Genomic DNA, 16,593 nt, shown 5'->3' with positions numbered 1-16,593 from the left:
TGTAAATAGTTTTTTTGTCATTTTCAACATTCTCCGATCCCAATTTTCCTTTTATTATACAAGAAATACCCTATAGAATAGACTTTTTTCAAGTGTCTATTCTATAGGGTACATTTTAAGATATGCTCCTCTTATTATAAAATCAACAAAAGCTATAAATAGGACAATAATTCCAGATTGAGCCCAAATTTTCATTTCAATTTGTTGGATTCTTTCATCTGGGTGTGTACTGAGTGAAAACCATTTTTTTAGTTTTTCCATTTTAAAATTCCTCCCAAAATAATTTATCTAAACTTTTATCTAGTGTTTTAGCTGTATGAATGCAAAGTTTTAAAGAAGGGTTATAATTATTACTTTCAATAATACTAATGTTATGTCGTGTAACATTTACAATATTGACCAACCCTTGTTGGGTCAGACCTTTTTCAACCCTTGCAATCTTCACTTTACTTAAAGACATTAAATACACCTCACTTGTAAAGATAACTTCACACCATAAATCTTATATTTTATATATTAAATTATTAACAACTTAAATGCAATATATATTTTACATTTAGTCATGTATAGGTTGCAAACTCCTGTGTTTTTGTATCTAAAACTATCCTACAAATATAAAAACAGGCCATTCTTTCTGTAGAATCATAAGAAAAGATAACGCTTTTTTTCACTTAATGGATGGTGTAAAACCTTAGCTTATATAGCTGTTTAATGATTATCTCTGTTACCTATAATCTTCATTATTAACAGGAAAATAACATCAAAAGAACAAACCTCATAATAACAGGGCTTGTCCTTTTGCTAACTTATGATCCTTTAACATAGTCAATACTTGCAAATCCTCTATACCGAAAATATCGTGGCTTTTAATGATTTCAGTTGAGATTTTGTCCAAATAATCTTTTCTAACATTCGTCATGTATTCATGAATTCTAGCTACTTTTACTCGTTTTACTCTTTATACTTTTAATCATTATTGGATGCAATTACTTTTACATAAAAAACTATGGAAAAAGACACTCTTATTTGGGTGTCTTTTCTTTATTTCTCAATATAAGAGCTATAAAAATATGCTATGGTTTTAATAGCAATTCCCTTGTGTGCAATGAGATAGTAATACCCAACAAAAACCCACCTATTTCCGTAGGTGGGCATTATCTTTATTACACAATCCAAATTATACTCTGATTTTTTCATCAACTTTATGCAATTATACATATCTGAAAAAAATACACCGAATGAATTTTATATATAGTAAAATAATAAACGTGGATACATTCTATAAAGCAGATTCTTTTGAAAGGCGTAACATACCAATCATTATAGAAGGTGTCGCGTCACTCTAATACTGATCTCAAATCTCTTGTACTTTGTAAACTAACAATCTGGTGTATATAGACGATTCTGTTTTATAGGGTGTGTTTACACGTATAACAAAGGGATAATACGGATAAGTTTATACTAAATGAACGTGGTTCAAGTCGGAGGAAGGCACCTTAGGGTGTCTTTTTTTGTACATAATAAAAGCCTCACCATCCTATGGAAACGGTAATTCCTTTAAAACAAATAATAATTGTAAATATATTAATTTTACATTACATTAAAAGTTAGAGAAAGCTCTTATACTAATACAGTGCTAAATAGTAGGTTAAAAAATGGAATTTAACGATTTGGGTATTACCATTAAAGAACTTAGAATAAAAAAAAACATATCACAATCCGAATTGTGTCATGGAATTTGTTCACAAAGTCAAATTAGCAAGATCGAAAAAGGTGTGATTTATCCATCTAGCATATTGTTATATCAATTATCAGAAAGACTTGGCATTGATCCGAATCATATATTTGCACTAACTCAAAACAAAAGATTAAAATATACAGAAAATGTAAAATACGTAATAAAAGATTGCTTAAAGCAAAAACAATATAAAGAACTTTATGAAATAGTAAAAAAAGAGAAAAACTTAAATAATTTTCAAACAAAAGAAGAGAAACAATTTCTAATATGGCATGAAGCAATCGCTATATTTGAGGTAAATAGATCAACAAAAACTGCTTTAACTCTTTTAAATCATGCATTAAAACTAACTTTAACCAATTCTGATTTTTTATCAGAAAGAGAAATGCATATTATGCAGACAATGGCTATATTTCATGGAGAAAACAAAGAATATGAAAAAAGTATTACGATATTAAAAAGATGTTTAACTAATTTTAATAAGTTAGATCTTCCTAGAGATAAAGAAATTAAATTAAAAATCATTTTCAATTTAGCAAAATGTTTAGACTTCACATATCAACATGAAGAGGCAATAAAATACATTGATAGGGGCATCAAATTAGCAATTAATCTAAATACTTTATACCTATTAGGAGAACTATTCTATTTAAAAGGTCAGTGTTTATTAAAGATAAAACAACACAATGTAGAAGATGTTGTTTATAACTGGAAAAAAGCATTATTTATATTTGAACTAACAGAAAAAGAATATTATATAAAAATGATACAAGATGAATTTATTGAAATACAAAATAAAAAACCCTCATAATTTCGTAAAAACTACTTAAAAAGCCCACAGGAAAAGTTCCCGTAGGTTTTACATTTATAAACATATTATTATTTTTTATAAACCTAATTTTCAAACATTATTGCTTAATGTAAATTTTTGAATAAAAGTTTACTTAACGTATTTTTATTTTGAAATTTGCATCCCTATTAATACTTTATACTTCTTTTCACTTGAACCATCTTAATTTTAAGATGGTTCAAGTGAAAGGATGGCACCTTAGGGTGTCTTTTCTGTATGGATAAAAAAGTCTCATCATTCGTATACTATACGTCTCAAACATATAGTATGCAAATTACTACGCTTACTTTTCTTCACCGCTTGCTTGCATGGAATTAAACGTCCAATTTAATTTCAATGCATCTCCCTGAAATACATTTTGGTCTTCACCGCTATCTACGAATGTAAACATTACATAAAATGTATCATCATCACCAGGAGCAAGTCCATTTCCTTCTCGGTCTACCACACCTTTTTGTACAAGATCCGGAATACTTCCATTTTGCGTAGCTACCTTTAATTCAGATAATGTAGTAGACCAAATTGGAACCTCATTTTTATCCAAATTCCACAAGAAATCAACACGGATGTAATCACCAAAATCAGCATTTCCATTATCCCCTTTCGCACCGATTACACTGTAATCTGTAAGGAGTTTAACATCACCTATTGCTAAGGTTCCTTTGTTAACTAATTGAAAACCGCTCTCCATTTCATCGCCTGGTTTCAAATTGTCGACATTAATAACAACTTCAGGATTCACACTCAAATCTAAAGTACCCGCTGCAAACGTGTTTTGTGATACTTCCTTATCACTAAAATACGCATATGTCCCCCCGCCAATTAAAGATAAGCCAAGCGCTGCAGTTATAACACCCATACCAAGTTTTTTCTTCATACTCATTTCACAAGTCCCCCTATTTTTAAAGGTCAAATTACAAAACTTATTTCCATCCCACAAACAACAATAATAATTAAGCAACTACCTTGTCCCATAATGAAAGCAAGCTCACTTAAACTAGCTACTTCATGTACCCAAACAACTATTACTCTTAAAATGACCGGTAATGTTACCGTAAATCACTACCGGTCATTTGTTAGCCAATCTCATTTCATTTACTATTCATTATCTGATTACTTTATTTACTCTAGCAGTTTGTCCACTTATTTTTTTGGCTCTAAACCGATAGAGCGTAAGATTTTATCTAACGTCACTGGCCCTACATTTTCTTTCGGTTTCTGATTTTCTTTAGCATCTGGACCCTTTTTCAAGAAGTTTTTCTCAATAAAACGAATATCAGTTTCGTTTACAACACCGTCTTGATTCACGTCACCATCTTTAACAGACACTTTTCCTTTTTCATATGATAGAGCTGCTATTCTAGCATCTTGAATATCCACCATTTTATCTCCGTTTACATCACCAGCAAGGTTGTCATCCATGTCAGCTCTAAAGTTTTGTCCCACTAATTCTCCATCCTGCATTTTCCCTATTTTTGTTGTTAATTTACTATTTAAATGACCTGGCATTTCTACGAAAATATCATATTCTTGATCGCTTACTGGAACACTATGAATTTCAAATTGCCCGTTATCACCAATCGTTCCTGTATATTTCTTTCCATCCTTGCCAACTGCGTACACTTTTGCTCCTAGTTTTGTATAGTCTTTCTTACCTAAATATCCCTCTTCATTCAAGAAAGCTTCCGGGCCAATATATCCTGTAACCGTTGAATGTTTTGAAACAATAGCAAAAGATTTATCTTTAAACGCAGGAATCTCAATACCTTCTGATGCACCAGCTTTTGTATAAGAGAACTTATCTACTCCAAATGCAGTTAACTCATTAAAGTATTCATCGTTCGTCATCTCGAATGTAACATCTAAAAATGGTGTATCTCCATCTAATCCTTTAAATTCTTTTCCTTCTAATGATGCGCCAACTTTCACCTTGTTTTCCCAAGCTCCTTCTTCACTTATCTTCGGATCTTCTAATTTAAGGTTCAGTCCATGTTGTTTTACATATTCCGTAAGTGCTGGATTTGGTTTCACATCTGTAAATTTAAATAGCTGCTTGTAATAAGGGATTTCAAATGTACCTGACATAAGCTGTTTTACATTATTAAGATTCAAAGTTAACGTAATTTTCTCTCCTAATTTAATTCTATCTTTGTTATAACTTGGAACAACGTATTCTGTCCCTTCCTTTACAAAGACATAATCTTTATATCCAGTTGCCATATTCCCTGCAGTTGCGAGGTCATATCCAAATAATTTTAAATTTAACGGTTCATTTATTTCCTCTGGAAGTACCCCAAATTTAAAATCACCATTTGCTTGAATTGTATTCAACCAACCTGATGGGAAGGCTGAGTTTTGATAATAAACGATTTGATTCGCTTTTTGATCATACTGCAAGCCTTTTGCCTTTAATGCATCTACTGTAGAATCATAAATATTACCATGCACCCATAATGCACGCTGGCCGTCTTCTTCTTTAAACATAGAATCATTAACTTCGTGAATACCAGGTTGTACATCCTTAAATTTCATTTCAGGTATTACATTATCAATGATTATGCTATCGCCTTTTGTATACGATTTTCCTTCTTTATCATATCCAACAAAGTTTAATTCATAATCTCCATCAGGCAACATAACAGGTTTATCCGCAATTGGATGAGCTGGATCTCCTGTAAATGGAAGTACATACCCTCCCATACCAGAAAACATCATATATTCAACATTCGGTGTTAGACTACTTGCATTAAGTGTACCAACGACTCCTAATGCCTTCCCAGTCTTTCGGTCCTTCACAACTGCATCAATGGTTTCAAGAGGACTATTCAATTTAAATGTCAACGGCGAACTTGGTCTTTCCATAAACGGATGAAATTTAGAAGCATCTGTTGCCATTGCATCTCTCAGTAAATCTACAGACGCAATCCCTTTTTCTGTGAATTTAACTGCAAATGGTACTTGATATACTTCTTTTTCATTGTTTTTATTTGCAATATGAATATATCCCTCATATCTACCAAATTCAGCGTTTCCTGGAATGATAATTTCAGGGCTAATTTCTTCCGATGTACCAGGAGCTACTTTAATAGACTCTGGTACGTTTAGCTTCACACCATTCTTCGCTGCATCTTGCACACCTACACTTGTAGGTGAAAACTCTACTTCTAATTTAAACTCTTTCCCATCTGTTTTACTGCTGTTCTTAATTAAGACTTTTCGACTATCTTTAATAGGCCCAGTTTCTAGTTGATTTTTATATCCAAATGCAATAGAACCTGTTTTTTCTTCAATTTCTACTTCTTCATCATCTACAACGTTTGATGTTTTATCGATAACCTCGATAGATGTATCTGCATGAACTGCACGATATGCATCAATTCGTCCTGAGCCCACCTCAAATACAGAACGCTCCTCTTTTAAGTCAACTGCAGTATTCATAAGTGCTTCTTTTACTTCAAATGGACTATAGTTTGGATGTTCTTGTAAAATGAGTGCCGCTACCCCTGCAGTATGAGGAGTTGCCATAGAAGTACCTGACATACGTCCATACGCAACCGGATAATTTTCTCCATCCTTTGGATCATTAATATATTCAGGAACAGTTGAGAAAATAGACACACCTGGTGCTACAATATCTGGCTTAATATCATCTGTTTTAGTTGCAGGACCACGGGAGCTGAAATCAGCTAAGTGATCTCCCTCTGTTTTTATATTACTTAGTTCCCCAAATACTAACGACACATCTCCTTGTACAGCTTTTGCTTGTAATTTCTCACCATCTACTTTTGTTAAGCGGAACGATGGAATAGATGAAGTACTTTCCCCAAGGTAACTTGTAATTTCACCATCTACATTGTTATATACGATTACCGCCTTTGCGCCTGCTTCCTTAGCATTTTTAATTTTTTCATCAAATGTAATCTCACCACGTTGGATAAGAGCTAACTTCCCTTTTACATCTTTCCCTGTAAAATCACCTGATTTCCCAAGCCCTGCATATACAACTGATACGGATTGACCTTTCAAATCTTCAATCTTATCAGTAAAGCTTTTTCCAAGTAGCATCATCTTATTTACATGTACATCACCTGCATCGGCGGAAAACGTTGGAATAGTCATTGCAGCGTCACTGGCTCCAACTGTAATGGGAAGTGCCGCTGCACTAGGTGATCCAATGGTACCTTCTTCCGGACCACTATTACCTGCTGCTACTACAGTAACAACACCAGCTAACATCGCATTGTTCACTGCGACAGAAGTAGGATATAAAGGATCATTAATAGACGCTCCTAGTGATAAATTGATAACATCCATATCGTCTTTCACTGCTTTATCAATCGCAGCAAGAATACCACTTGTTTGTCCACTTCCATATGGACCTAATACGCGATATGAATATAAATCTACATCTGGAGCAACGCCCTTCACTGCATAATCCACACTATTCTGTTTATCTGCAGCAATTGTCCCAGCTACATGCGTACCATGGGATGTATAATATGCACTCCCCTCATAAATCTCAGGATATCCTCCAGAATTTTGCCAATCCTTATACGTTGTCTCCATTGGATCAGCATCATTATTAACAAAGTCCCATCCTTTTATTGAGTTCGAATCTATTTTGCTTGGATCCTCACCTTGCTTTGCACGATATCCTTTATATGCATCTTTCAAATCCGGGTGGTTGTAATCAATACCTGTGTCTAGTACACCTACCTTAATTCCTTTACCTGTTATTTTTTCATCATGCAGCTTGTCCACACCAATTTGCGGTACACTATCTGCCATTTTTGGTTCAACCGCAGTCTTAGCTGTTTCTTTAGGCAAATCTATTTTAACCTCATGATCTTCCCATACGCGCTTAACGATACCGGTACGAACTAAGTCTTCAATCATGTTTGCGGGTAACGAAATCGCTACACCATTAAAAGCATTCTTATATTCTCTTGTAATTTTTGCAGATTTTAAATTTGTCCCTTTCTCCTTATTCTTTTGAAGCTGTTCAAGCTCTGCTTTAAACCCTTTATGTGATGCCTCTACCTTTAGTTCCGCATTTGAAAGAGCTACCTTTTTCCCTTTAGCCGCTTGTTTTAATACCTCGATTTTGCTAGGTGCTTGCTTAAACTCTATAATTACATTCACATTATTAGGACTTGCTGTATTGATACCTGGCGAAATAACAAAACCTGGTTTTGTATCTAACGTTTTTAAGGCATTACGTTGTTCCTTTGTAAGGCTTTTCAAGACAGCATTTGCATCATCAATTCCAGTTAAAGTAGATGTATTTACCTCTTCAGCTAAAACGTTATATGGAATTCCTTGAGACAATAACATTCCAACTGTTAACGTTCCAATAAGAATCTTTCCAAATTTCCCTCGTTTCATATTGCATCTCCCCATTATTAATATTATTTTTTGAAACAAATTGATTCTTAACTTCCCATTTAGCGTTGGAAACTCTATTAATCTTAATCTTGTGTATCATGAAAGATTTCCAACACTACAACCATCCCCATACCTCATATAGCTAATTACTCACTTTTCTCTTTCTATAAGAGCCCTCCATCATTTATTTCCAACAAAGGATTTTCACAAAATGAATTATTAACAAAGTTAAAATGTAATTCTATTTTTATTATTTCACATTTTGATTATTCTGAAAATTAAACAAAAGGAGTATCTTTTCTCTAAGGATTCTATGCCTACATAGTACAAAAGAACTATCTTGCCCTTTATTCTTTGTGATACAGAATAAAGCAACATGATAGTTCTTTGAAAAACGTCTTATTCAATCCAACGGAACCAATTGATTTCGAACTGCATAAATCACTGCTTGCGATCGACTTTTCACATTTAGTTTTTTAAAAATTTTATTGATGTGAATTTTAACCGTTTTATCACTAATATATAGAACCTCAGCAATTTCTTTATTACTAAGTCCTTTTACTAGTTCAAAGAGAATTTCCTTTTCACGTTCCGTCAGTTCATTTTCATTTGATTCTACTTTCATTTTTTGCTGATGATATGTAATTAACTTTTTAGTCATACGCGGATGAATAACGGAATCCCCTCGATATAACATTCGAATCGCTGCTACTACCTGCTCTGAGGATGAATCCTTTAATAAATAACCATCAGCACCGGCCTGGAGTGCATCCATTAAATACTCATCATGCTCATACATTGTAAACACAAGTACTCGGCAATTCGGATATTTTTTTTCACTAACTCTGTAGCTTCAATTCCATTTTTCCCTGGAAGATTAATATCCATCAAAATACAATCTGGTCCGCATTCTTCTACTTTTCCCAATACTCCATCCCCCGAGCTAGCTTCTCCAACCACTTTCATATCAGATTCATCCTCTAGTATGCTCCGAATTGCATCTCGTAAAAAAGCATGATCATCTACTACTAATATTTTAATCATTTTACGCACCCCTTGTTTGTGAATCTGGAATTAACAGTGTAATTTCTGTCCCTTTCCCTACAGAACTATCAATCTGTAAAGTAGCCCCTAATTGTTCAGCTTGTTCATTCATATGTAATATACCATAATGTGGCTCATTCTTTGTTTTAACCATAGACTCAAACAGTGAAAAGCCAACTCCATTATCCTTAACTCTTAAAAGCACGTGCTCACTTTGATAACTGAGTAAAACATCAGTCTTTTTCGCTTGTGCATGTTTTACAATGTTTTGCAAACTCTCTTGCAATGTGTCAAAAATAACTCTTTCTTTGGAAAAGCTCAGCGCACGTGCATGACCTCTTTCATGATATGTAATATCTAGTTCATATTCTTGTTTTAAAGATTTTATTTTACTTGCTATCGCCTGCTTAAGGCCTAATTGTTGTGTCGGATATGGTTTTAAAGCATAAATAGAATAGCGAACTTCTCCTAGGCTTCCTCTTAAATCTTTTATGCTTTTCTCCACTACTTGCTGCATATCTATTGGTTTATCACGGTATTTTTTCTGCGCGGATTCTAGTTGGAATATCACCCCGGCTAATGTTTGCGCAATACCATCGTGAATTTCTCGGGCGATTCTATTTCTTTCTTCTAGAATCATTCTTTTTTCCTGTTCAGAAATCAATATCCTTGTTTTAACTACATTAGCTAATTGGTTAGAAAATGTAGCCAACGACTGTACATCTTCTGGGAAGAAACCCGCATTTCTACTCTTCCCTGCAACAAACATCCCGACTAGTTCATCATTTACAATAAGAGGAAAATATACAAGTGAGCGTATGACACTATCAAATATTTCATCTCCAGGAGCCGTACCAATTTTCCAATCATTAAATACAATATTCTTAGAAAGTTCCTCAAACGCTTGAAAATTTTCTAAATGATCAGAAATATCAGATTGGACTTTTCCATCTTTTAATAGAATATTCCAGTTCCCATCATCTTTTGTCCATATTACATATGCTTGTATACCAAAAAAACCTTTAAGTGCTTGTTTAATATGCTTCAAGTTTCCTCCGGTTAATCCTCGACTAATTTCGGTCGTAATAAGAAATAACTCATATAATCGTTCCTTCTCCATCCTTATCCGTACAGAAAAAGAACTAATAATGGAAGTTGCTACAAGTGGAAAAAAGAAAAACAGTACTGTAATCTCGTTTACTTCCACACTATATGTACTAATTAATACGTGCATTAGTGCCGCATAAGAGAAACCAAAAGTTTCGCAAAGAAATACCGTTACAGTTTTTTTATACCACTGATAGATTGAATATGGCTGCGGAAGGAGTATCATTAACAAATCGTAAAAGCGATTGTTGAAAAAACAAAAAATCACGCAAAATAATAACAAAGATATTAAATTCTCATACAGAACTGACATACCTATCTTATTAACTATTAAGGACATACATTTGTCTGAAAACCATTCGGCCAAGAACAAACTAAGTGCATGCTGAGTACTATTAAATAACATTCTTTGTATCGGTGAACGACGATGCAGGTGAATAATTAGCGTGACGAGTACAATAGCAACAATAGTTATATGGATTCCAAACTGCCAACTCATAGCGTAAATTATCGGAAAGGTAAGCGAGCTAGTTCCTCTCCAAAATCTTACAGGAAAATACTCTGCAATCCCCATAAATAGTAACAACACTATTAGTATTGTTGGATGAGAAGGGATTTTAATTTCAAGTAAAGATATAGTTATAGTAACCAAACCAAGAAAAGAAATAAAATAAAGATAAGAACTAGCAATCTTTTCTCTCATAAAGATAGAATTTACATCTTTCAAAACAACCCCTTCTTTCCTTATAAAAACTTCATTTTCTCTATTATCCAACAAAAAACCGGCACTGGCAAAATGGAAGGACATCCACTAGCCAATCACCGGCTGTGTACTACACCTATAAAGGCAAGACACAATACTAGTATATAACAGGTTGTAAAGTTTACCCATTAGTCAAATGGTGTAATTGTACATACTTTAAGACTTAGTTCTACTAGTACAAAAGATGTATACAGAATTTTAATTTTGATTTACTAAAACAATTCTAAAAAATAGAAAGGCAACCTTAAAGGATTAGCGTTATTGCAAATCAAGATAATAAAACCGCATCTCCAATTATTAGATAACTATCTAATACATTGGAGGTGCGGTTCACTTAGGTCATTGATGTTTCAGCTATTCTCTTTATTTGAAAATTACATCTACCATACTAATTTAATATTATATTCCTGAAGCCAACTATTAACTTGAAGTAAATAATCTATTATACCTCGTGCATCATTACCTGAAATTACTTCGTCTTTTCCTTCTGCAATAGCACGAACTCTTTCTACATTAATTAATGGCAAAATAGGTGATTCAGGATTATTCAACACATGTAACATCCAATCACTAATACCTTGTAGATAAGAGGCATCCTTTGTGCTTGGATATGCACTTTTTTTGCGATAACGTACATCTTCTGGAAGTACATTTTCAAAAGCTCGACGTAAAATACCTTTTTCAATATTGTCTATACTTTTCATTTCGAATGGGACATTCCATAAGTATTCTACAAGCCGGTAATCGCAAAATGGAACTCGTACTTCAAAGCCATTCATCATACTTGTGCGATCTTTTCGTTCCAGCATAAAAGGCAAGAAACGTGTAATAAACATGTAAGACATTTGACGTTGCTTCATTTGCAGATCACTTTCACCTTCTAAAAAGGGAACCTCAGCAACTGCATCTTCAAATTTTTGTTTTTGATATTTGTCAGGGCTAATCTTTGCTTTAAAATCCTCTGATAGAATTTCTTTACTATACCATAAATTAACACTCCAAGGGAATATCTCTGCATCTAGAAACTTCTCTTGATGGAACCATGGATATCCTGAGAATACTTCATCTGCGGATTCGCCTGAAAGTGCAACTGTTGCATCTTTTTTCATTTCCTTAAATAGCAAATAAAGAGACGTTTCTAGTTCTCCAACTCCAGGTAGATCACGCGCTCGCATTGGAGTTAATAAATGCTCTATTAAACTATCTGATCCTAACTCTATAGAATGATGCTTTGTTCCTACATATTCAGCCACACGTTTCACCCAAGGTTCATCACGATCAAAACGAAGGAAGTCTTGCTCAAAGTCTTTTTCATCATTGATGAAATTCAGGGAATATGTATGAAGACGTTTCCCTTTATTCCCAAATTCGTTTCCTGCTAAACCTGTTAAACCACTGGAATCTAAACCTCCGGAAAGCATAGATACCACTGGTTTATCAGCAATTAACTGACGTTTTACCGTATCTTGTAAAACGGAACGGATTGTTTCAACTGTTGTATCAATATCATCTACATGTTTTTTACTTTCAAGTTTCCAATACTGTGTCGTAGTCGAGCCATTAGAGGTAAAAGTCATATAATGCCCAGCACGCACTTCATGTATATCCTTGAAAATAGCATGACCAGGAGTACGTGTTGGTCCAAGACAAAATATTTCAGAAAGTCCTTCTTTATCTACCTCTGCATCTACAAGCGGATGCGAAAGTAAAACTTTTAACTCTGAACCAAAGAGAATTGCGCTTCCCCTTTGAGCGAAAAATAAAGGCTTCACACCTAGATGATCACGACCAAGCATCAATTTCCCAAATCTTTCATCCCAAATACCAAAAGCAAAAATCCCATTTAAGTGTTGAACACAATCTTCTTGCCACTCTAAGTAAGCATGTAGTAATACCTCTGTATCTGACTTGGTCTGAAATTCATGACCTTTCTCCTCAAGTTCTTTACGTAATTCTTGATAGTTATAAATTTCTCCATTGAACGTAAGGCCAATCGTATCATTTCCATCTTTATACAGCATAGGTTGAAGGCCACCTTCAGGATCAATGACGATGAGACGTCGATGACCTAATGCCGCTCGTTTTGAAAACCAATGCCCCTCTGCATCAGGCCCTCGGTGAATGATAGCATCTGTCATTTTTTTTAACGTTTCTTGTTCATGAGACAGGTCTTTAGACCAGTCTATCCACCCTGCAATTCCACACATAGTGTCTACCTTCTCTCAAATAGTATAGAAACCGACTAAAATCGAATATCAGTCGGTTTTCCGTAAAAAAATCCGGCTAAAACCATATTTTAGTCATGTTTATATAATAAAATGAATTGAATAAAAAATCAAATAATTCAATCGAGAAAGAAGTCACTGTCCCCTTTCATTTGAATTCTCATCGTCCAATTATAAAAATTATTAACTCAAACTTTCACCTTTATCCCTAGGTTATAAAGGTGCATTCTATTATAGTTATATACTAGAAATAAAAATGGTGTATGTTATTCTATAAGAAGCAAATAAAGGACTTTCTATTAGGAGTTACAAAATTACAAATGAACTGATACAGAATGTAAAGACAGAAAACTTCGCTAAATATTTCAAGGATAGGGTGTAGACAATGATCAAATTAGAAAAAGAAAATAAAAAGATGAAAATCATTCAATCTGCCACAATACTGTTCTCTACGCGTGGTGTCCGTAACACAACAGTTGATGAAATTGCAAAGACAGCTAAAGTTGGTAAAGGTACTATTTATTATTACTATACAGATAAAACTGAAATATTATGCGACTGCTATATGCGTCATATTCAGCTCAAACGCTCACAATTATTTAATTTATATAAAGAAGAAAAAGATGTTTTACTTCGAATACAAAAAATTCTTCATTATATCAGCCTAGAATATCATCAAGATCCGTTTGTTTCTACACTATTTCAAGAATATAAAGAGTACCATTCACCTGAAATTACAACTTGTTTTAAACAATCTGAAGAAGAAGCAATTAACATGATAAGTAATTTGCTCGAAAAAGGTTATCAGCAAGGAGCTTTGCATAAGGTACCATTACCACTTACAGCTTTTATGTTAGTACGAATGATTTTTAACTACGAACAGGATTATATAAAAGATGATAAAAGTGATACAGAATTTCTGCAGTTGCTAAAGCATATGCTGCTTAAAAACTAGTTTTAACAGCAAAAAAATAATTGTGGTACAAATATATGAAGAAGAACGTGAATAATAGATGGTTTAATAAGCTCTTTTCAGTTTGGACAAACCTGCAAAATATCCAACGCTTATGTAGAAATGACTGATAAAAGAATAACAGCGATTACAAGATCAAACTGTAAGGGAAAAAAGAATGAAATAAAGTATTCTGCTCGTAGTTAATACTTAGCGATATTAACAAGAAGTACCAATCATTTACTTGTGCTGATGGGAGAAGTAAATGATTGGTATTCTTTACGTTAGCCAATATAATTTTAATTTAAAACATGATAAGCATTCTTCCTCATTCATCGTTGCAAAAAAATAAAACGAGAAAGATTAGAATGCGAATTCAGTTGATGTTTTTATCATGTACTAATATTCGAGTTCATTTCAATGTGCTTAAGCTTTTTATTTTTTACCCTATTAGATATGGGTTCACATTACTAATCTAATTAAATTAGATTTCTTTACGCACCCTCTTCTGAATCCCACACTTCAGTAAATTGAAAACCTTTTAATTTACTCTCTAAAATTGCATTTTTGAATTGATCTGATACTAAAAGATAGTTAGGATGTACCTTCCCATTTATGTTCAATTTAAAAATCGGTTCGTGCTGGACAACATAAGGAATAAATACAAATTTTTTACATCCTATTATTAAACCTGAACTTAACTTATCAAAGATTGTTTTATTAGTATCAAGTGCTTCCAACACCCTTAAAACATGCATAGCATAGTATTTTTTGTTTGTTTATGAATTAATGGTAAAAATTCAATATTTTCTCCTACTATAGGTTCTAAAACATTCTTGGCTTTTTCACTAATTATTTGTACACCAGACTTTCCCAAAAAATAGGGGAATCGCTTAATTTCCCTTCATCTTTTACCTCAATAAACTTAGGCGTCCATGAATCTGACAAATTCACCATAGAATTAAAACTAGTTTTAAAATATTTTTTATCCTCTTCATAGTTCAATAATTGAAAGCTTTCATAATCATCAGTCGAGCTTTTTAATTGCCAAATCTTCATATATATTCCCCTTTATTATTACCATTTATATAGTTATTTCTTGGGTTCATTTAATCGTAAATTGCCTTCTAATAAATCTCTTCTTATCCATGTAACACTCTCTGGGTTCACATTCCTTATTTAATTCTTGTAAAAAAATAAAAAACAAACTAACCTTTAAAATGTTAGTTCGTTTTTAATAAATCATTAAATTAATATCAGGCAAGTGAACTACCCGCCACTTAACGTCCTAACGGACTGTTTGAAGTGGAGGCTTCTCGGTTAATCATTACTTTTGATAGCTAACGAATTTGTCCTTAGACAGCCGAGCTAACTCCCTTGTTCCAAAGTTTTTGTTATTGCAATTTATCCTAACGCTAATAGGCGTATTGCTTCATTTTTGATATTAATAGCTACGTTATAATCTCTATCGAGATTTACACCGCATATACAAGAATAAATTCGTTCAGACAAAGTCATATTTTTTATATTTCCACAATTGCTACATGTTTTGGTGGAAGGAAACCATTTGTCTATTTTCAAAAGTTGTTTTCCTTGTTCGTTTAGTTTATAAGCTAAGAAAGAAGTGAACATACCCCATCCATTATCAGTGACACTTTTTCCAAAATGAAGTGCTTGCGACATTCCTTTCATGTTAAGATTTTCAATAGCTACGACATCAAAATGAGTAGCTAACTTTTTAGACTCATGATGAAGGAAATTCTTACGTTGGTTAGCTACTTTCTCATGTAACTTAGCTACACGAATACGTTGTTTATGCCAACGCTCAGAACCTTTATTACGCCTTGATAATACTCGTTGTGCCTTTGCTAACTGGTCTAACATGTTACGATAGAAATTAGGATAATTGGCTTTCTCATCCTCAGAACTAACGTATAATCCATCCATCGCAAAGTCTAACCCCACAACTGTTTCTACTTCTTTTGTACAATTTCTTTTTCATATTCAGTCAAGATGGACACATAGTATTTACCCGTAGGAGTCATAGAAATCGTACATGACTTGATTCTATAATCTTGTGGTATCTCTCTATGTTGTTTGATACGTACCATTTTGAGTTTTGGCAATTTGATATGACCATTCAGCAACAAAATATTTCCGTTTACTACATTCGTTGTATAAGACTTTCTGTCTTTTTTACTTTTGAATGTTGGGAAGTCATTTTGACCACTAAAGAAATTCTTATAGGCAGTTTGCAAGTTTAGTTGAGCATTTGCCAAAGCTAATGAATCCACTTCTTTTAACCACTCAAATTCTGCTTTATATTTCGCGGGAGTTGGAGGCTTTTGTTTCTTTAGTTGCTCCCTATCATCTTTGTATTTTTCGTACGCTTCTTTTCGTTCAGCTAACATTCTATTATATACAAAACGTACACAACCGAAGGTTTTATGCATAAGATATGCTTGTTCTTCTGTTGGATACAAATGGAATTTATATACTTTATTGTGCTTTGGCATATCATTTCACCTC

Annotated in this window: 8 protein-coding genes and 4 pseudogenes; 2 read left to right on the top strand and 10 right to left on the bottom strand. The window is 33.4% G+C overall.

All coding sequences use genetic code 11. From position 1 onward, the window contains the following. Positions 1–96: 96 nt before the first annotated feature. The 3 genes and pseudogenes from CGQ22_RS32085 to CGQ22_RS19390 form a co-directional block, all read right to left on the bottom strand. Positions 97–261: a hypothetical protein gene (locus CGQ22_RS32085; protein ID WP_175423376.1), complete on the bottom strand. Its 165-nt coding sequence runs from the start codon at positions 259–261 to the stop codon at positions 97–99. 1 nt (position 262) lies between these two features. Beyond that, positions 263–460 carry a helix-turn-helix transcriptional regulator gene (locus CGQ22_RS19395; RefSeq protein WP_016083073.1) on the bottom strand — a complete coding sequence of 66 codons (198 nt, stop codon included), beginning with the start codon at positions 458–460 and terminating at the stop codon, positions 263–265. A gap of 336 nt (positions 461–796) precedes the next feature. After that, positions 797–952, bottom strand: a pseudogene (locus CGQ22_RS19390) (transposase); the annotation flags it as partial. Positions 953–1,655: 703 nt separating this feature from the next. On the opposite strand from CGQ22_RS19390, the gene CGQ22_RS19385 reads away from it, so the two are divergent. Next, on the top strand, positions 1,656–2,549 hold the full coding sequence (locus tag CGQ22_RS19385; protein ID WP_089149192.1) for a helix-turn-helix domain-containing protein: 894 nt from the start codon (positions 1,656–1,658) through the stop codon (positions 2,547–2,549). Between the two features lie 322 nt (positions 2,550–2,871). Here the strand turns inward: CGQ22_RS19385 and CGQ22_RS19380 are convergent, their stop codons facing one another. The 5 genes and pseudogenes from CGQ22_RS19380 to asnB all read right to left on the bottom strand — a co-directional run bounded on the left by CGQ22_RS19380 (position 2,872) and on the right by asnB (position 13,094). Next, on the bottom strand, positions 2,872–3,471 hold the full coding sequence (locus CGQ22_RS19380; RefSeq protein WP_089149191.1) for a TasA family protein: 600 nt from the start codon (positions 3,469–3,471) through the stop codon (positions 2,872–2,874). 260 nt (positions 3,472–3,731) lie between these two features. Beyond that, entirely contained in the window at positions 3,732–7,973 is a 4,242-nt protein-coding gene (locus CGQ22_RS19375; RefSeq protein ID WP_089149190.1) for a S8 family serine peptidase, read from the bottom strand. A gap of 403 nt (positions 7,974–8,376) precedes the next feature. Continuing rightward, positions 8,377–9,017, bottom strand: a pseudogene (locus tag CGQ22_RS19370) (response regulator). Between the two features lies 1 nt (position 9,018). Further along, positions 9,019–10,851 carry a GAF domain-containing sensor histidine kinase gene (locus CGQ22_RS19365; RefSeq protein ID WP_089149194.1) on the bottom strand — a complete coding sequence of 611 codons (1,833 nt, stop codon included), beginning with the start codon at positions 10,849–10,851 and terminating at the stop codon, positions 9,019–9,021. A gap of 416 nt (positions 10,852–11,267) precedes the next feature. Beyond that, a complete protein-coding gene (gene asnB / locus CGQ22_RS19360) occupies positions 11,268–13,094 on the bottom strand; it encodes an asparagine synthase (glutamine-hydrolyzing) (RefSeq protein ID WP_089149189.1) in 1,827 nt (608 codons plus the stop codon). Between the two features lie 403 nt (positions 13,095–13,497). Between asnB and CGQ22_RS19355 the strand changes: the two genes are divergently transcribed. Further along, positions 13,498–14,067: a TetR/AcrR family transcriptional regulator gene (locus CGQ22_RS19355; protein WP_000593069.1), complete on the top strand. Its 570-nt coding sequence runs from the start codon at positions 13,498–13,500 to the stop codon at positions 14,065–14,067. Between the two features lie 491 nt (positions 14,068–14,558). Here the strand turns inward: CGQ22_RS19355 and CGQ22_RS19350 are convergent. Together CGQ22_RS19350 and CGQ22_RS19345 are read right to left on the bottom strand one after the other, a co-directional pair. Then, positions 14,559–15,123 (bottom strand): annotated as a pseudogene (locus CGQ22_RS19350) (imm11 family protein). Positions 15,124–15,468: 345 nt separating this feature from the next. Further along, positions 15,469–16,580 (bottom strand): annotated as a pseudogene (locus tag CGQ22_RS19345) (RNA-guided endonuclease TnpB family protein). Between the last annotated feature and the right edge of the window lie 13 nt (positions 16,581–16,593).

It is taken from the genome of Bacillus sp. M13(2017) (assembly GCF_002218325.1).
Classification (GTDB): domain Bacteria; phylum Bacillota; class Bacilli; order Bacillales; family Bacillaceae_G; genus Bacillus_A; species Bacillus_A thuringiensis_K.
This window is presented reverse-complemented; position numbering and strand designations above follow the sequence as displayed.